The organism is Mannheimia granulomatis (assembly GCF_013377255.1).
Lineage (GTDB): Bacteria > Pseudomonadota > Gammaproteobacteria > Enterobacterales > Pasteurellaceae > Mannheimia > Mannheimia granulomatis.
Window position 1 is genome coordinate 2,178,396 of the sequence record NZ_CP016614.1, and the last position, 19,394, is coordinate 2,197,789.

The 19,394-nt window shown below is 41.6% G+C and carries 12 protein-coding genes; 4 read left to right on the forward strand and 8 right to left on the reverse strand.

The features are described 5' to 3' along the window. Positions 1-39: 39 nt before the first annotated feature. Complete coding sequence (locus A6B41_RS10285) at positions 40-6,147, reverse strand: Ig-like domain-containing protein (RefSeq protein WP_032847157.1); 6,108 nt, start codon at positions 6,145-6,147, stop codon at positions 40-42. 354 nt (positions 6,148-6,501) lie between these two features. On the opposite strand from A6B41_RS10285, the gene dnaK reads away from it, so the two are divergent. The 4 genes from dnaK (at position 6,502) to dnaJ (ending at position 10,622) form a co-directional block, all read left to right on the forward strand. Further along, positions 6,502-8,400, forward strand: a complete 1,899-nt coding sequence (dnaK, locus tag A6B41_RS10290) for a molecular chaperone DnaK (RefSeq protein WP_027073567.1) — start codon at positions 6,502-6,504, stop codon at positions 8,398-8,400. A gap of 140 nt (positions 8,401-8,540) precedes the next feature. Continuing rightward, the gene (locus tag A6B41_RS10295) at positions 8,541-8,966 is read left to right on the forward strand and encodes a virulence-associated protein VapD (protein WP_027073566.1); all 426 of its coding nucleotides are present in this window, start codon (positions 8,541-8,543) and stop codon (positions 8,964-8,966) included. A gap of 31 nt (positions 8,967-8,997) precedes the next feature. Continuing rightward, a complete protein-coding gene (locus A6B41_RS10300; RefSeq protein ID WP_027073565.1) occupies positions 8,998-9,300 on the forward strand; it encodes a hypothetical protein in 303 nt (100 codons plus the stop codon). A 185-nt stretch (positions 9,301-9,485) separates the two neighbouring features. Continuing rightward, on the forward strand, positions 9,486-10,622 hold the full coding sequence (dnaJ, locus tag A6B41_RS10305; protein ID WP_027073564.1) for a molecular chaperone DnaJ: 1,137 nt from the start codon (positions 9,486-9,488) through the stop codon (positions 10,620-10,622). Between the two features lie 98 nt (positions 10,623-10,720). Here the strand turns inward: dnaJ and A6B41_RS10310 are convergent, their stop codons facing one another. The 7 genes from A6B41_RS10310 to A6B41_RS10340 form a co-directional block, all read right to left on the reverse strand. Beyond that, positions 10,721-11,431: a tRNA1(Val) (adenine(37)-N6)-methyltransferase gene (locus tag A6B41_RS10310; protein WP_237052475.1), complete on the reverse strand. Its 711-nt coding sequence runs from the start codon at positions 11,429-11,431 to the stop codon at positions 10,721-10,723. A 60-nt stretch (positions 11,432-11,491) separates the two neighbouring features. Next, positions 11,492-11,998: a Dps family protein gene (locus A6B41_RS10315; protein WP_027073562.1), complete on the reverse strand. Its 507-nt coding sequence runs from the start codon at positions 11,996-11,998 to the stop codon at positions 11,492-11,494. A 169-nt stretch (positions 11,999-12,167) separates the two neighbouring features. Beyond that, complete coding sequence (gene mrcB, locus A6B41_RS10320; RefSeq protein ID WP_027073561.1) at positions 12,168-14,570, reverse strand: penicillin-binding protein 1B; 2,403 nt, start codon at positions 14,568-14,570, stop codon at positions 12,168-12,170. Positions 14,571-14,651: 81 nt separating this feature from the next. Further along, a complete protein-coding gene (menB, locus tag A6B41_RS10325; protein ID WP_027073560.1) occupies positions 14,652-15,509 on the reverse strand; it encodes a 1,4-dihydroxy-2-naphthoyl-CoA synthase in 858 nt (285 codons plus the stop codon). 176 nt (positions 15,510-15,685) lie between these two features. After that, positions 15,686-17,845, reverse strand: coding sequence for a catalase/peroxidase HPI (gene katG / locus A6B41_RS10330; protein WP_027073559.1), 2,160 nt, complete (start codon positions 17,843-17,845; stop codon positions 15,686-15,688). 242 nt (positions 17,846-18,087) lie between these two features. Further along, positions 18,088-18,309, reverse strand: a complete 222-nt coding sequence (locus A6B41_RS10335) for a sulfurtransferase TusA family protein (protein ID WP_027073558.1) — start codon at positions 18,307-18,309, stop codon at positions 18,088-18,090. Positions 18,310-18,328: 19 nt separating this feature from the next. Continuing rightward, on the reverse strand, positions 18,329-19,357 hold the full coding sequence (locus A6B41_RS10340; RefSeq protein WP_027073557.1) for a YeeE/YedE family protein: 1,029 nt from the start codon (positions 19,355-19,357) through the stop codon (positions 18,329-18,331). Between the last annotated feature and the right edge of the window lie 37 nt (positions 19,358-19,394).

Genomic DNA, 19,394 nt, shown 5'->3' on the forward strand with positions numbered 1-19,394 from the left:
TACGTAAGTATTATAGAGTGTTTTCTATTTTTACCTCTATTAAATAATCTCATAGCGAATCAAGTTTGCATCAAGCCCCGCGCTAAGGGTTGCAAAGTGGATCGCATTGATCGAGCCTGCGCCATCTGAATCATAGCTTAATTCGCCACTTGTACTATTATATTGGATATGGTTTCTGATGTTTGCATCATTTAATGCAGTAAAGATGCTATCATCAAACAGGAGCTTGTCTTCACCCACTACAAAATTGTCGATTTTATCTACCGAGCCGTCAAGCACGGAGCTAAAACGGAAAATATCCTCGCCTGCACTTCCAATCAGCGTATCGCTGCCTCGCCCGCCATCTAAGATGTCATTACCGCCGTTACCACGTAATACGTTATTACCGTCATTACCCATCAGTATGTTGTTGCCATCATTACCTGTAGCATCAATATCATTACTTCCAATAAGAGAGAGATTTTCCACATTTTCCGATAAGGTGTAAGTTACACTGCTGTATATGCTATCGGCTTCACCTGCATTGGCTTTTTCTGTTACTTTGTCAGCAATATTGTCCACTACATAGCGGTCGTTGCCTATACCACCTTCCATCAAATCAACACCTAAACCGCCATCTAGATAGTCATTACCTTCCCCACCATAAATTTCATCATCACCTGCCCCACCGCTGATATTATTATCCGCTTTGTTGCCAATTAAGATATCCGCATATTTTGACCCGTTGAGGTTTTCAATTTGCGTGCCGTAGCCGATAAATGATTGCCCTTTGGTGTATTCTGAGTGGAAATAATCTTTGCTTAGATTGCCATCTACGCTCACATTCGCCAAGTTTTGCTCTTTAAAGTAGCTCGAATAGTCATAAGCAGACACTTTGACTTTCTCTTTCACAATAAAGGCATCGGAGAATTGAGAGCGGTAGTAGTTCCACGAACCTGGTGTCAGGTTCACGATGACCCCCTCTTTTTCATAAGAGGCATCGAACGTATCAATGCCATTACCGTCCCAAATATAAGTCGTACCATCTTTGACTTGTGAGGCGTAATGATTAAAGCCGTACACATCGTTACCTGCTCGTACATTTTTGTTAATACCGAAATGATAATGCATAAAGGCAAGATCATAAATCGATACACCAAATACATTCGCGTGAGCAGTCGCATAATCAAAACCATAGGACATAATACTAAATTCGGTCGATTTATCTTCGCCTTCTACATAACGCTTCCCTTGACCGTTTTTAAACTCGCTGAACTTACCGTCTGTATGTTGTGCAGACAGCGTATGATAAATTTCGTGGAACGCAGCAAATTTATCATATGTACTTTCCCCACCGAAACTTTTATCCATAATAAAGTCTCCGCCTAATCCAGCAACACCTAATGCGCCTCCCAAACGACCATCTTGTCCTGGATCTCGTTTACTGAAATCCGCACGAAGCAACTTCGTATCTGCTTCATCAAGGTTGTCCGTCTCTACAAATTGAATATTTGAAATTTCGCTATACTGCTTATACACCGCACGGAAAAGTGTTTTCATACTGTCGGTAAATTCCAAATAAGCATCACGATTGCTAATCCCCGAATCACGATAACCTTTATCGTAATCAGCACCGTTCACAAAATGATATTTAATCACCGTTGGTTCAAGCGGATCAGCTTTCTTGCTATCGTATCCGCCAAATGGAATTTTCCTCACATAGCCCGCTTTAAAGTCGGCCGATCTTGCAATCGCGTGAATAAAATATGGTAAGTTATAACCCTCTTCGCCGTGAGTCGTCTTACGATCTTTCTCTAACGGAATCTCTTTATGAGGGTTCACAAACTCGCTACCGACTGCATCAGTCAAAGCGATTTCTGCAGAATCATTTACACGAATTGCATTACCTGCCATATCTTTCGTAAGCAAGGTTGCAGTGAGTTTTTGAGCAGCAACGGTTGCCAAGTCTGCATTATCCACAGAGAGATTAAAACGCAGATCTTGTCCCACACTACCAACGTACTTTTTGCCATTTACAACAATTTCAACCGTATCACCAGCTTGTGCTGTGCCTGACACTTCGCCACTGACTACGGTTTGCTGTTTAACCGGCTGAACCATATTGTTAGCGATAGTGTTGCTATCAAACTCTACACTGATTTTCTCAAATTCAGTTTTCGCTTGAACGCTGTTGGTTGCTAACGTATTGAACGTTTTTTGCGTTTCCGTACCGCTTAAATAGTAGATCTCTTTATGCGTATTATCGGTCAGAATTTTGTAGCTGATCGATTTGCCGACTAAGGTGTCATAGACCGATTTTTCTACATCAAAATGGAATGAGAAATCGGCACGGTTAAAGCCTGCGGAGAACTCTTTGCCGTCAATGGTCACAATCAACGCTTTGATCGCATCGCTGTTATAACCCTGCTTATACACACTGTCATTAAAGTTGAGCTTACCGCCCACACGCACACCGCCGTAAACTTGGTTTACGCTCAGTGCATAATCGCCCACACTGGTGATATGAATATCCGCTGCGGCACGATCTTGCACTTGATATTGGTGCGATTTTGTCGCTTGAACTTGCAAACTGCTGTCCAGCGCCTGTCCGTCAATACGGTAATTCGGGTTATCCAATAGTGTTTTACCGCTCACTTTGAGGCTAAATGTCTGATTACTACCAACGGCGACACTGTGTTGCACACCGTTGATCGTGAGCAATACCGTTTTACCCTGTGCTGCGTCCGTGCCAGTTAATCGACCTGAAACAACAATATCGTCCGCCAATTTTTCTGTGACGTTGATTAGGTTATCGGTGGTCACTTTGTCAAATTCAATCTGAATATCCAGTGCTTTGACTTCATAATCTTGGCTTGCAGTTGCTGTGCCAACGTTGCCTGCCACATCTTTGCTCTCAATACTTGCGGATACATTACTGTTTGCTCGTAGCACATCGGCACTCACAGCTTGGCTGAACACTCCACCATTGCCAATCGCAACTTGGTAACTTTCTTTACCAATTTGTAACGTTACGCTATCAGTCGGATTGTAATCGCCGCTGACTTTTCCACTGATAACCACATCACCGCTCAATTCGCCTGATGTCAGTACATTATCACTGCCGACTTTGTCTAGCTCAATCTGCGGTTTCGGTGGTGTAATATCAACGATATAGGTTTTCGTTGCACTATTTTCTGCCGAATTGTTACTTAAATCGGTCGCTTTCACTTTGGCAGAAATATTGCCATTGGCTGCCACAAGTACTGCGGTTTCTACCTCTACAAACCAAGTATCGCCGTTGCGAATGGCGTTATATTCTTTACCATTCACATTGAGTATAACAGTCTGATTTTCGGTCGGCACATCACCATCTACTTTAACTTTACCACTGACTCGGGTTGTTGGATTTTGAGCTACATAAGCTTGGTTAATTGGAGTCAGATCGTCAATCGTGATTTCAGGCGTATTGATCTGAGTATCCACTACCGTATATTGCACATTTGCACTGCGAGCACCACCTGAATTCCCTGCGGTATCACGCAAGTTCGCTGTCAAATTCAAGGTCTTATCTTGATCTGCAACCAAATCACGCGTTGCAACCTCAATCTCAAAGTCACCGCTCACGCCGTCTACACGCTTAGTATAAATTTTGCCATTTACATTAAGTTGCAAATCAACATAAACACCTACACCATTTGCAGCGTTTGCATCGGCATTCGCTACATAGTTACCGCGTACGATTGTCGTCGCTTTTTGAATTTCCTGGCTGTCTATAACATTATTATCAGTAACATTTGTTAAATTCAGACTAGTCCAAGTTGGTGCAGAAGCTGAATAGACATAGCTTTTACTATCACTGATATTGGTAAATTTAGGCCCCGTATTTGGATCAAACTCTACCCAAGATGTACTGACTTTAACCGAATCATATTTTTGCAACTCAGTACCGGCAATCTCATAGGTAAAGCTTGAAAGTAATGGCTTAACCGTTTGGGTCGATTTTGAATCTACATCAAACCCTACTGATTTTGTTACAGCCACCACGCCGTCTTTAATAAACTCCAATTTTACATTACGAGCCAATCGAGGTGCAGAGGCAGGTGCATTTTCTAACTGACCGGTAATTTTAACCGTCCTAGCACTCTCTGTACTATTGATGAAGTTATCCCCTGTAATAGGATTTAACACAATTTTGTACTCTGGCGGGTTAGCCTGACTGGTAAATTTCTGTGAATCCGATTTTTCTCCACCAACATTACCAGCATTATCTCTACCACTTACAGTTGCAATAACGGTGTCATATTTAATTAACTCCGAACCATCAACTTCCGCCGTAAATGTTCCATTATCAGATAGCGTTGCATTGATCAATTTACGTGATGTCGAACAACTCTCGCAACTACACAGAGCCAACACGACATTATTACTATCTCCGGCATTAAAACTGTTGATCGTACCAGTAAGCGTAATTTTATCAGAAGCCTTCAACTCATCATTACTAATGAAATTATCTCCCGTAATCTGGTTCAAGGTTACAGTCGGTGCAGGCGGATCAATATCCACATCATAATTTTTATTGGCACTTGCCGTTGCCGTATTGCCTGCCTCATCTTTGGTGACGATGCTGGCATCGATACTACGGTGATTGATTAACGTTTCGCCAGAGACTAGTAAATTAAAGTCGCCATTTGCAGTAATCTCCACCTCTTTCACAATCGAACCAATACTAAGCAGGACTTTATCGCCTGCTTTGGCATTTGCAACATTTCCTGAAATTTTGACCGCTTGTCGACTTTCTTCAAGGTTTATAATGTCATCTTCAGCAATTTTATTGAAAGTTATCACCGGCTTCTCGATTTGAGTATCAACCTTATAAGTCATTGCATTTTCAGCGGATACAGCCTGCCCTTTTTCCTCTGCAGCTAATTTGACCGATACGTTTTGCAAGCCTTGATTTTTCACTAAATCGCTGCCTGCAACTAATAAACGCCAAGATTTGCCATCTTCGCTAATTTGTGCATCTTGCTCCATCCCGTTAATCGACACAGTGACTGAGCGCGATGTCGCCGAGTCTGCAAGAGTAATATCGCCCGAAAGCACAAAGCTACCTTTGCTGTCTGCTTGGTTGATCAAACCATTATTGATCGAGTTTATAGTGATTGCTGGTTTAACCGGCTCATCCTCCTTTGGTGGCTGTTCCGGTTGAGCTGGTTGTTTCGGTTGAGCTGGCTGTTCCGGCTGAGCTGGTTTTTCCGGTTGAGTCGGCTGTTCCGGCTGAGTCGGCTTTTCCGGTTGAGTCGGTTGTTCCGGTTGAGTCGGTTGTTCCGGTTGAGTCGGTTGTTCCGGTTGAGTCGGTTGTTCCGGTTGAGTCGGTTGTTCCGGTTGAGCTGGTTTTTCCGGCTGAGCTGGTTGTTCCGGCTGAGCTGGTTGCTCCGGCTGAGCTGGTTTTTCCGGTTGAGCGGGTTGTGCCGGTTGAGCTGGTTGTGCCGGTTGAGTCGGTTGCTCCGGCTGAGTTGGCTGTTCCGGTTGAGTCGGTTTTTCCGGCTGAGCTGGTTTTTCCGGTTGAGAGGGTTGTGCCGGTTGAGCTGGTTGCTCCGGCTGAGCTGGTTTTTCCGGCTGAGCTGGTTTTTCCGGCTGAGTTGGCTGTTCCGGCTGAGTTGGCTGTTCCGGCTGAGTTGGCTGTTCCGGTTGAGCTGGCTGTTCCGGTTGAGCTGGTTTTTCCGGTTGAGTCGGTTTTTCCGGCTGAGTACTGCTATTAGAGGTAGAGGTTTGCTTACCACCCCGATTCACAAGTGCTACACTGCCTAATGTAGCAAGACCTAATGCCGAAAACCCTAATGTGCTTAATAGAGTCGCTGAAGGTGCAATTACTTCTGTTGCAGTTGCAATGTTTGCTTCCAACTGCTTTAACGTCGCCGGGTCAGTTACCGGCACATAATCATGATAGTCTTCTAAAAGTAGAATCGGTGCTTCTTCATTTGGCAAATAAATATAGAGATCATCCCCTACAGTTTTAGTGGTGATTTCTTCAAGCAACTCACCATCTTTGGTGATTTTATAACTTGTATTACTTTTTGCCTCGATTGTAAGGAGATTTTTATCGTCCAAAGGTAAGGTTTCAATTTGATTATTATGTGTGATAATCAACTGATAGGTAGGTGCTGTCATAACTGAGACTATCCTTGTAAAAGGGGGTTAAAGTTGGGCAAATTATCCTTGAATCTGCTATCCAAAAATGTTCATTCAGAGTTATCTTAATTCACACACCAAAATTTCCTTAAAATGAACAAAATTTCCCGATATTTTACTATAGTTGAAATAAGAACGCATAATGATTATGCGGACTTAGGTAAATTTATAGCCAAACTCACACAACAAGCGGTTATTTTTTGCAAAAATTTTACAATTTTTTTAATTTCCCTCTTGAAGGCTTAAATTTCGCCCCTATTTATGGTTTCGTCTAAGCGGGAATATTATCTCGCTTCTTTTTAAAAATGAATTTATAACTAGAGGAATCATAAAATGGGTAAAATCATTGGTATTGACTTAGGTACAACAAACTCTTGTGTGGCAGTAATGGACGGCGACAAACCACGCGTAATTGAAAACGCAGAAGGTGCACGTACAACTCCGTCAATTATTGCTTATACCGATAAAGAAACATTAGTGGGTCAGCCGGCAAAACGTCAGGCAATTACAAACCCGAAAAATACTTTATTTGCAATTAAACGTTTAATCGGTCGTCGTTTTAGCGATTCAGAAGTACAACGCGATATTGAAATTATGCCGTTTGAAATCAGCAAAGCAGATAATGGTGATGCGTGGGTAACAGTAAAAGGTGAAAAATTAGCGCCGCCACAAATCTCTGCTGAAATTTTGAAAAAAATGAAGAAAACCGCAGAAGATTTCTTAGGTGAGCCGGTAACCGAAGCAGTAATCACTGTGCCTGCGTACTTTAACGATGCACAACGTCAAGCCACTAAAGATGCAGGGCGTATTGCAGGTTTAGATGTTAAACGTATCATCAACGAACCAACAGCGGCAGCTCTTGCATACGGTTTAGATTCTAAGAAAGAGAACCAAACAATCGCGGTTTACGACTTAGGTGGTGGTACATTCGATATCTCAATTATCGAAATTGATAACTTTGATGGTGAGCAAACCTTTGAAGTACGTGCAACCAACGGTGATACTCACTTAGGTGGTGAAGACTTCGATAACCGTGTAATCAACTACTTAGTGGAAGAGTTCCAAAAAGAACAAGGTGTTGATTTACGCAATGACCCAATGGCGATGCAACGTGTGAAAGAAGCTGCAGAGAAAGCGAAAATTGAGCTTTCTTCCGCACAAGAAACAGAAGTGAATCTTCCGTACATCACAGCAGATGCAACAGGCCCGAAACACTTAAACATCAAAGTAACCCGTGCGAAATTAGAGGCATTGGTGGAAGATTTAGTAAACCGTTCATTAGAGCCATTAAAAACCGCATTAGCGGACGCAGGCTTATCGGTTAGCGACATCAATGATGTGATTTTAGTGGGCGGCCAAACCCGTATGCCGTTAGTACAGAAAAAAGTAGCAGACTTCTTCGGTAAAGAACCTCGCAAAGATGTAAACCCGGATGAAGCGGTTGCAATCGGTGCGGCAGTTCAAGGCGGTGTATTAAGTGGCTCGGTAACAGATGTATTATTGTTAGACGTTACTCCACTTTCATTAGGTATTGAAACCATGGGCGGTGTAATGACAACGCTTATTGAGAAAAACACCACGATTCCAACCAAAAAATCGCAAGTGTTCTCAACCGCGGAAGATAACCAAAGTGCAGTAACGATTCACGTGTTACAAGGCGAGCGTAAACGTGCCGCAGACAATAAATCTTTAGGTCAATTCAACCTTGAAGGTATTAACCCTGCACCACGTGGTATGCCACAAATTGAAGTAACTTTTGATATTGATGCTAACGGTATTATCAACGTATCGGCGAAAGATAAAAACACCGGTAAAGAGCAACAAATCAAAATCCAAGCATCTTCAGGCTTAAGCGATGAAGAAGTAGAACAAATGGTACGTGACGCGGAAGCCAACGCAGAAGCAGATAAGAAATTTGAAGAGTTAGTGCAAACCCGTAACCAAGCAGACGGTATCGCACACGCAACCCGCAAACAAATTTCTGAAGCAGGCGATGCGTTAAATGCGGATGATAAAGCTAAAATCGAAGCGGCTGTTGCTGAGTTAGAAACTGCAGCAAAAGGCGAAGACAAAGCAGACATCGAAGCGAAAATCGAAGCATTAATCAAAGCCTCCGAACCGCTAATGCAAGCCGCTCAAGCAAAAGCCCAAGCCGGCGAACAACCACAACAATCAGCAAAAGATGATGGCGTGGTGGATGCGGAATTTGAAGAAGTGAAAGATAATAAATAATCTTTGCTAACCAATATAGGGGCGAAACATCTTTCGCCCCTTTTGCATATAACCTAGCACAATCCGTGCTAGGTTAGGCATAGCCCTCCGGCGCTGTGCAAGCGGTGATTTTTTAAGAAAATTTTGCAAAAGGTAACATTATGAGCCGATACCTCATCACTTTCGATATGGACACCAATTGTCTAAAAGAAAACTACCACGGCAATACATTCAATAATGCCTATTACGATATTCGCAACGTATTGAAACAGCACGGCTTTGAAAATTTGCAAGGGAGCGTTTATTTAGGTAATGAAGGCATTAGCGAGGCTCATGGAACCATTGCAATTCAAGAGCTTACCGCAAAATTTAAGTGGTTTTACCCTTGTGTATCGAATATCAAATTTTATCGGATTGAAAGTGATTTAAATGCAGATTTCATCGCTTACAACGTGCATAAAGCTCGTGAGAAATTTGAGAAACAGTTACTAGCTTTAGAACAAACGTTAATTGATACTGGTTTAAGCCGTATTCAAATTGATGAAATTCTGAAAAAGCAGGTGTTTAGTTTAGAAGAACAATCGTAACAAGCGGTGATTTTTTAAGAAAATTTTGCAAATGCTAAAACTCTATCCCACATCCGAAAACGTGCAAGCACCGTTCTATAAAATTTATGATCGGAAAACAACAAAAACGATTATTGCAACGGAAGTAGAAAACGGTCATGCACCGATTTTAATAGAGGATTTTATTTGGTTTGAAACAATTCAAACCACAGAAGCCTTGCTAGCAGAAACTTGGGCGAACCTTGAAAACCGTTCTAAACAAGGTTTATTAAAGCGTGCTTATACGCTTGATTTTGAAAAACATCTGCCAGAAGGCAAAGTCGAGATTTATATTGCGGTGAGTCCGCATTGTTAATATAACTGGAGATCTGATCCCCCTCTTTAGAAAAGAGGCGTTAGGGGAGATTTGATTACGATTTCAAAGTTTCGTATGAGCGTAAATCACTTCTGCCAAATCTCCCCCTGCCCCTCTTTGCTAAAGAGGGGAGATAAAAAGACAAGCGGTCAAAAACATAAAAAATTTTACAAAACGGAAAAACTATGGCGAAAAAAGATTATTACGAAGTCCTTGGGCTTGATAAAGGTGCGAGTGAGAAAGACATCAAACGAGCCTATAAACGTTTGGCGGCAAAGCATCACCCTGATAAAAACCAAGGCAGCAAAGAGTCGGAAGAAAAATTTAAAGAGATTACCGAAGCTTATGAAGTCTTAACCGACAGCGAGAAAAAAGCGATGTATGACCAATATGGTCATGCTGCTTTTGAACAAGGCGGTGGCAATGGCGGATTCGGAGGCTTCGGCGGTGGTGGTTTTGGCGGCTTTGAAGATATTTTTAGCGAAATGTTCGGTGGTGGTTTTGGTGGTGGCGGTCGCCGCAGCCGTGTGGTACGTGGCGATGACTTACGTTACGACATTGAAATCACGCTAGAAGAAGCGGTAAAAGGCTGTAAAAAAGATATTCGTATCCAAACCTTAGCTGAATGTGATACCTGCCACGGTAGCGGGGCAGAAGCCGGTAGCAAGGTAGAAACCTGCTCTCACTGTCATGGTACAGGACGAATTCGACGCCAGCAGGGCTTCTTTGTCACCGAAGCTGTCTGCCCAAGTTGTCACGGCACCGGCAAACGCATTGAAAAACCTTGTCGTGCTTGCCACGGTGATGGTCGTGTACAAAAAGCGAAAAATCTGTCTGTCACTATTCCGGCTGGGGTGGACACCGGCAACCAACTTCGCTTATCCGGCGAAGGTGCAGCGGGCGAAAACGGTGCACCGGCAGGCGATTTATATGTGGTTATCCACGTCAAAGAACACGATATTTTTGAGCGCGACGGCTCAAATCTATACTGCGAAGTGCCAATCAGCTTTACTCTAGCGGCATTAGGGGGCGAAATTGAAGTGCCAACTTTAGACGGTAAATTAAAACTGAAAATTCCGGCAGAAACGCAAACCGGTAAACTATTCCGGGTACGTGGTAAAGGTGTACCTAGCCCTCGTGGCGGTTATGCAGGTGATTTAATCTGTAAAGTGGTTATTGAAACGCCAGTGAATTTAAATGAGGAGCAAAAAGCCTTGTTACGTCAATTTGAAGAAAGTTTAGACGGTAAAGGGAAACATCGCCCGAAACACGAAGGTTTTTTTGATGGAGTAAAAAGATTCTTTGATAATTTAGGGAAATAAATTTACCTTGCAGTATTGTGGCGGGTTTAACCCGCCCAAAGCACTCCAGACATCATTTGAACGGGAGGATTAACCCTTCCCTTACACATCACTCCACCTTAAAAATTCAGATAGAAATCTTGCGTAAGAGTCTTAAATTCTGCGCTATATTGATTCTCTGCGTCGTAAATCACAATCTCTTTTTGCTTACAAGCTAACGCTTGTAAACTAAAACTCACAATCATCCGCTTGGCAGGCTTACCTACTTTGGTATACACTTTCCATTGCTCAATACAATATAGATTAATTTGGCTACTTTGAGCAATAAGCCTTTGTGCTGCTTCTGTTGGTAAAATTAACGTAATTCTGCCATATTCAGCCAACCAATTTTTCGCTTTTTTTAGCCAATCTAAATGAGTGTGAAGCATAACGGCTCTCGCCAAATCCCTTTCTTCGCTTCGGCTCGCCAGACTATCGGCAAAATAAGGCGGATTACTCACAATTAAATCAAATTTAACCTCAAAGCTTTGTTTTATTACATCCCCTTGCTTGATTGTAATACGCTTTGCCCATGCAGAATTTTGGGCATTTTCGACCGCTTGTAGATAGGCGTTAGGCTCTAATTCGACGCCGAATATTTGGCAATCAGCCTTGGTGCGTTGTGCCAGCATGATCGCCACTAAGCCGGAACCTGTACCTAAATCTAAAATCTGCCGACAATTTTCAATGCAAGCAGTTGCCCCAAGCAAAATTCCGTCTGTATTGACCTTCATCGCACATTTATCGTGCTGAATAAAAAACTGTTTAAATTGGAAACCTTTTGACATCATTTCATTTCAAAAAATAAAACCCCGATAGGAATTATCGGGGTTAATGCTGATTATTGCAAATTAGTTACAAGAGCAACCTTTTGAGTAATCTGAACATTCTGCACAAGCTGCAGTGAACATCCATACTAATTTTTCTTGCTCTTTGATGTAGTCACTCATTTGAGAAGCAGTACCTTCATCATTCGCATCATTTGCAAGGTTAAGAATTTCACGTTGTTGTGCAAGTAGAGTTTTGAAACCGTCTAAAGTACCGCGTAAACACTCTTGAGCGGCTGAAACGCCGATATGTTCTTTAATTTTTGATTGTGTTAAATATTGGCTGAATGCATTATTTGGTGTATGACCTAAAGTTAAAATACGTTCTGCGATTTCATCTACTTTAGCGACTAAATCATCATAAATTTCTTCAAACTTTGCATGTAATTCAAAGAAATTCACGCCACGAACATTCCAGTGATAACCACGTACATTTGTATAAAACACCTGATAAGTTGCTAATAAACCGTTTAACTCATCTGCTAATTTTTTTGCTACTTCTCTATCTAAACCGATATTTGACATCGCCATAATATGTTCCTCTTATCTTATAGTTAAATTGAAATTAAGCCTCTGCTTAATTTATATTGCTATATTACTGCGCCAAACTTCAAATAGCAAATGATTATAATATATACGCTTGATAATTAAAATCAATTAACTATAATCATTTAAATGATAATAACTATTAAATTTATTCCTATTCTTTTGGTGCAACTTCCTCACTAGGAATATTCTGCTGCCCCTCGGCCTCATCAGCTTTAGGATTTAAGTTATTTTCTTTTTTAAGTGAAAGCGCATCCCATACACTTGGTTTCTCAGAGGCAATCACCGTACCGCTACTGGTACAGTAACGCTGCCCTCTATCACGCCATACCGGAATTTGCCGTCCACTATCGCAGTTCCAGCTACCGTAACTGTTAATTCCTACCCATTGAATTGTATTTAATTTCGGTAATTTATAAGCTTGAGGTAATGCTCTTTCAAGATATTGTTTATACACATATAAAGCACCGCTTGAGCCGGTTAAGTTAGTATCACCATTGTTATCTTTACCAAGCCATACGGTAGTAACATGCTCGCCATCAATACCGACAAACCAAGTATCACGGGCATTATTGGTTGTCCCTGTTTTACCTGCTAATTTTAATTTAGCAAAATCATTTTGCAGACTACGCGCCGTACCTCGCTCAACCACCTGCTGCATTGCATACATTGTTTGTACCGCAGCTTCAGGTGGAAGCACTTGCTCACTTGCTTTTTGAGCATCACGCTGGTAGAACATTTCCCCATTATGCGAAATAATTGCCTCAATAGTAGTTAATGGCGTTTTTAACCCTTCATTGGCAATTACTTGATATGAACGTGTAACATCATACGGTGAGATCGAATAAGCTCCGAGTAAGGTAGATGGATAAGGCGGAATTTCTGCATTGTCCCAGCCCATCTCTTTTTGCTTGGCGATCACTTTTTTCAAGCCTACTTTCATCCCAATATTCACTGTTGGGATATTCAACGACCGCACCAAAGCATCCATAAACATTACCGAGCCACTAAAGCTGCGGTCATAGTTTCGCGGTGTCCAATAGTTTGATCCCACTTTAATCGAAATCTGTTTATTTTGAATCGGCGTATTCAGGCGAAATAATTCAGGTTGAGCCAATGCAATCGCGTAAATAGAGGGCTTAACCAAAGAACCGATTTGCCGTTTTGACTGAATCGCACGATTAAAGCCGGCAAATTGAGTTAAGCGGTCGCCCACAATTGCTCTTACCTTACCGGTACGATACTCTGCCACCACAATCGCCGATTGCAAATCGGTCACTTTTTTATCTTTATTTTCCAGATCTTCCAAGCCGGTAATTACTGCCTGTTCTGCTGAACGTTGCTGTTTACGGTCAAGGGTCGTGAAAATCTTTGTACCGGATAATTGCGCAGATTTTACTTCCCCCAGCTCATTTTTCAGATCAATCGCCAGTGCCTGCATAAATGCCGGCTGTTCACGGTAAATCGTGCCTTTTTCACGCATATTAAGCGGGCGCATACTTAAAATATCGTAAATTTCTTGGTTAATCACTTGATGATCCAGCAATAAACGCAGCACTACATTTCGCCGCTCAATTGCTCCTTGCGGGTTTCGCCATGGATTATAAAGTGATGGACCTTTTACCATTCCCACTAACAACGCAATTTGGTCTAAACTGATTTCTTGAATCGGACGACCAAAATAGAACTGGCTTGCCAAAGCAAAGCCGTGAATTTGGTAACTACCGTTTTGCCCTAAATAAATTTCATTTAAGTAGGTTTCCAAAATGCGGTTTTTATCGTAACGGAAGTCCAAAATCACTGACATCAAGGCTTCGTTGATTTTACGTACTAATGAACGCTCATTGGTTAAAAACAGATTTTTAACCAATTGCTGAGTTAACGTACTACCACCCTGCACCGTTCTACCGGCTTGATAATTGGTAATTAAAGCACGAGCAATACCAATCGGGCTGATACCATCGTGCTGATAAAAACGTCTGTCTTCGGTTAAAATCAACGACTCAATTAACAAGCGAGGGTATTCTTGCAAACGTAATGCCTGACGCTCCTCATCGCTATCAGAATGCAACATCGCAAGTAATTTGGGATCTAAACGAAATTCTTCAATTAACTTGCCTTGCACTAAATCTTCGATATAAGTTAATTTGTCATCTTTAAATGTTAAACGCAGTACTCTTTGAGACTCCGGTGTTTCCGGAAAAGGGAAAGCACGGCGTAACAGCACCAAACGGTTTTCTTCAATTTTAAAATCTCCCGGTGTTGCAACTTGCGATACTTGGCGATAGCCATTATCCAGCAGCGCCTGCTTAGCTTGCTCAAGTGTTAAGTTATCTTCAATTTTAATGCTTTCGATACGAGCATACACCTCAGCAGGTAATTCCCATACCTGCCCGTCCATTTTGCTGCGGATTTTGCCGTCTAAATAAATCCCATAGAAAGCGATACTACAAGCTCCAATCAGCCCAAGCTTTAGTAAAGTAGAGAAAAAATAGCTGCGCTTTTTGGATTTATGCTCTGATTCTTGGCTCTGTTCGTTTAACTCAACATCTGACATAAAATTAACTTAAATATAGAAAGATAAGCGGTCAGATTTTGCAAAAAATTAGTAAAAATCGACCGCTTGTATTAGCGTAAATTACGGATTACGGCGGAATTTGCTGAAGTCCGGCTCGCGTTTTTCATTAAAGGCGTTGCGACCTTCCTGACCTTCTTCTGTCATATAGAACAACATTGTGGCATTCCCTGCCAACTCTTGAAGCCCGGCTTGGCCGTCACAATCTGCATTTAATGCAGCTTTTAAACAACGTAAAGCAATCGGGCTGTTTTGTAACATTTCACGACACCAACGCACGGTTTCTTTTTCTAAATCCGCATAAGGCACAACGGTATTCACTAAACCCATATCTAAAGCTTCTTGTGCGTTATATTGACGGCATAAGAACCAAATTTCGCGAGCTTTTTTCTGACCGACAATGCGAGCCATATAGCTTGCACCCCAGCCACCGTCAAACGATCCTACTTTCGGACCGGTTTGACCAAATTTCGCATTATCTGCCGCAATGGTTAAATCACATAACATATGCAACACATGACCACCTCCAATCGCATAACCGGCCACCATTGCCACTACAGGTTTCGGGCAAGAACGAATATCACGTTGAAAATCTAATACATTTAAGTGATGCACACCGCTATCATCTTTATAACCGCCGTAGTCGCCTCTCACTTTTTGGTCACCACCGGCACAGAAAGCATATTCCCCTTCACCGGTTAAAACAATTACGCCGATATTTTCATCAAAACGCGCATCAGAAAACGCTTGAATCATCTCTTTTACTGTATGTGGACGAAAAGCATTACGCACTTCCGGGCGATTAATCGTAATTTTGGCAATACCATCTGCCGATTTATGGTAACGAATATCCGTATAGCCTTCGCTATGATCTGTCCATTCAACCGGTGCATATAAAAACTCTTCACTTGGGTATAGCATGTTCAATTCCTTAAATAAGTAATAAATAAGAGCGATTATAGCGGAATCGGTTACAAAAGAAAAAGGCAGGCAGGATTATTTTCGTGGATTTATAGAGATATATTATTTGATATTTATATAAAAAAACAAAACCCCGATGGCTTTTACCATCAGGGTTTCTTATCTAATCCGTCAGATTATTTTTTTAAATCGTAACGGTCTGCGTTCATCACTTTTACCCACGCCGCAACAAAGTCTTTCACGAATTTCTCGTGTGCATCGTCTTGTGCGTAAAGTTCTGCGTAAGCACGTAAGATTGAGTTAGAACCGAATACTAAATCAACACGGGTTGCAGTGAATTTGGTTTCACCTGATTTGCGATCTACGATGTTGTAGCTGTTGCGGCCTGTTGGCTCCCAACGGTTCCCCATATCAACTAAGTTACGGAAGAAGTCTGTGCTTAATACGCCTACACGGTCAGTAAATACGCCGTGTTTGCTGCCACCGAAGTTTGCGCCTAATACGCGTAAACCACCAACTAATACAGTCATTTCAACTGCGGTTAAGCCCATTAGTTGCGCACGGTCTAACAATAACTCTTCCGGAGTTGGCTCGTAGTGAGCTTCTTGGAAGTTACGGAAACCGTCGTGGATTGGTTTTAAGTACTCGAAGCTTTCAACATCAGTCATCTCTTGTACCGCATCACCACGACCTGCAGCGAACGGAACTTGGATATTCACACCTGCTGCTTTCGCTGCTTGTTCAACTGCGGCTGTACCACCAAGTACGATTAAGTCTGCGATAGAGACGTTGGTTTCAGCAGATAATTTTTCATAAACTGCTAAGACTTTCGCTAAACGCTCAGGTTCGTTACCGATCCAATCTTTTTGAGGCGCTAAACGGATACGAGCACCGTTTGCACCACCACGATAGTCTGATTGACGGAAGGTACGTGCAGAATCCCACGCGGTTGCGATTAACTCTTGAGAAGTTAAGCCGCTTGCTAAGATTTTCGCTTTTAAGCCTTCGATTTCAGCTTCAGTTGGAACATATTTTGGTGCCGGAATCGGATCTTGCCAAATTAAATCTTCTTGTGGTACTAACGGTCCGTGGTAGCGAGATTTTGGTCCCATATCACGGTGAGTTAATTTAAACCATGCACGAGCAAATGCATCATCAAATGCAGCCTGATCGTTTAAGAATTTTTCGGAAATCTTACGATAATCAGGGTCTTTAATAAGAGCCATATCCGCATCATTCATTGTAATTTTGCGTTTAATTGTTGGATCATTTTGGTCTGCAGGCATATCCTCAGGATCCATTTCAGACGGTTCCCACTGTTTTGCACCTGCTGGTGATCTTACGCTGACAAATTTGTCTTCATATTTGAATAGCAGTTTAAAGAACTCGTTATCCCAACGATCCGGGTGAGTTGTCCAAGCACCTTCTAAACCAGAGGTCATTTTACCCGGTGCAGATGTTGTCCAACCAAAACCTTGGTTCGCTAAATCTGCTGCTTCCGGTTCTGCACCAACTTCACCTTTGTAGTTACCGTGGTGTTTACCGATAGTATGACCACCAGCTGTTAATGCAACGACTTCTTCATCATTCATACCCATTGCTTTAAAGGTAATTTTCATATCACGCGCAGTCTTTAATGGATCTTGCTCACCATCAACACCTTCAGGATTTACATAAATTAAGCCCATCATTACTGCCGCTAACGGATTTTCTAATTCGCGATCACCAGACCAGCGATTACCCTTAGAACCAGTTGGTGCTAACCATTCAGTCTCAGAACCCCAATATACATCTTTTTCAGGATGCCAAATGTCTTCACGGCCAAATGCAAAACCGAAAGTTTTTAAACCAGCTGCTTCATAGCCCATAGTACCTGCTAAAACAATTAAGTCAGCCCAAGAAATTTTATTACCGTATTTTTGTTTGATTGGTTGTAATAAACGACGAGCTTTATCTAAGTTAGCATTATCCGGCCAGCTGTTTAAAGGTGCAAAACGAATATTACCGGTGTTTGCACCACCACGACCATCAGCAACACGATAGCTACCCGCTGCATGCCATGATAGACGACCCATTAAACCACCGTAGTAACCATGGTCTGCCGGCCACCAATCTTGGCTGTCACGTAATACCGCTTCAAGATCTTTTTTCAACGCTTCAACGTCTAATTTTTTCAGTTCTTCTGCATAATTAAAATCTTCACCTAATGGATTCACTTTTTTGTCATGTTGATGAAGAATGTCTAAATTTAAGGTTTTTGGCCACCAAGCCATTGGGCCTTGTTGGTCTGATGTTACGCTACCGTGGAACGGGCAGCCTGCTGTTTGATCTTTCATTGAATTGTCCTTTAAAAATATAGGTTTTATCGAAAAGAGAATTATTGTAACTTCAATAGAGGATAACTATTGTGCTGCTAATTATATGAGGAATTTTTATTTGGAAAAAGTGATTAATATTTATTATTTTGATTGTCAATAACAATTAAAGGCAGGTATTTGAATCAGTAAGGCTGAAAAGCATTAACGCCAGCTAGGCTTGTGGCGTTAATGTTATTAATAATATATTTTACTTAGAATTATTACTTCACAACTGTAATTTCCCATAATGCATTGCCAATTTGCTGATAATCCGTTACATCATAGCCTTCTTCCTCTGCCCAGTTTGGAATCGCTTCTGTTGCTTGAGTACAGTCAAATTCAATGGTTAAACTATCGCCTTTATTTAACTTAGCCATTGCTGCTTTTGCTTCAACTAATGGAAAAGGACAAACCAGACCTGATGCAGGTAAGCGAACATTCATAATATACTCCTCTAAAAAATTAGCCTTTTAAACGTTGTGGACGAATAATAGTGAAATAAGCACCAACAGATGTTCCTAAAATCATCATCGGCAATGAGAGCCAACCTTGCCATGAGAAAAAAGCAGTTTCTACTAAACCATTACCAATAGAACAGCCTCCGGCAAGACTCGCACCAATTCCCATTAATGCACCACCTCCCGCACTACGTAACATTGTGGTTGCATCTGGTACTCTGAAACGGAATTCATTTGATAATTTTGCGGCAACAAATGAACCAATCAGAATGCCAAAAACTAAAAATACACCCCAGTTAATAAATTTATCATCACCAAAGACGAAATATTGAATAACATTTGCACTTGGAGTAGTGATCCCTAAACCGAAATTTCTACCTGCTAAATTACTAAGCGGCCAAGCCAGTAATGCAATTAAGCCGACTAAAATAGCTGTTACAAACGGATGCCAACGTTTTTCAAACAGAATATGAGCCAATCCTGTTTTACGAGGTTTTAACGCAATAGTTTTTCCTTTCGGCTTTTTTAAATGGCGGATTGCCAGCACTAAAGTAACCACTGTTAAAATAAAAACTAAAATCCAAGGAGAAATTCCTAATGTTTCATGAATGGTACGCTGCTCAATGACATTACTTTTTAAACCTTGATTTAACGGTGCTAATACCCCGGTTCGCATAGAGGCAGAAAATAATCCATAGATAATTAATGCTACCCAACTTCCAATTAACCCTTCACCGGCACGATACCAAGTACCTGTTGCACAACCTCCGGCATAAATAATTCCTATGCCGAATAAAAAAGCACCAATAATTACTGCCAATAGGGGTAAATCTTCTGCCGGTGAAGTAAATGAACCGGCTTCATACAATACCCAAATCCCGATAGACTGAACAGTAATGGCAATTAATAATGCCACAAACATACGGTTACTTTTGGTCACATAAAGATCACGAAATGCTCCTGTAATACAAAATCTGCCTCGTTGCATCACAAAACCAAGCAAGAAACCGCATAAAAGTCCTGTTAATAACATAAAAAAATACCTCTCAAATTAATGAAGAGGTATTTAA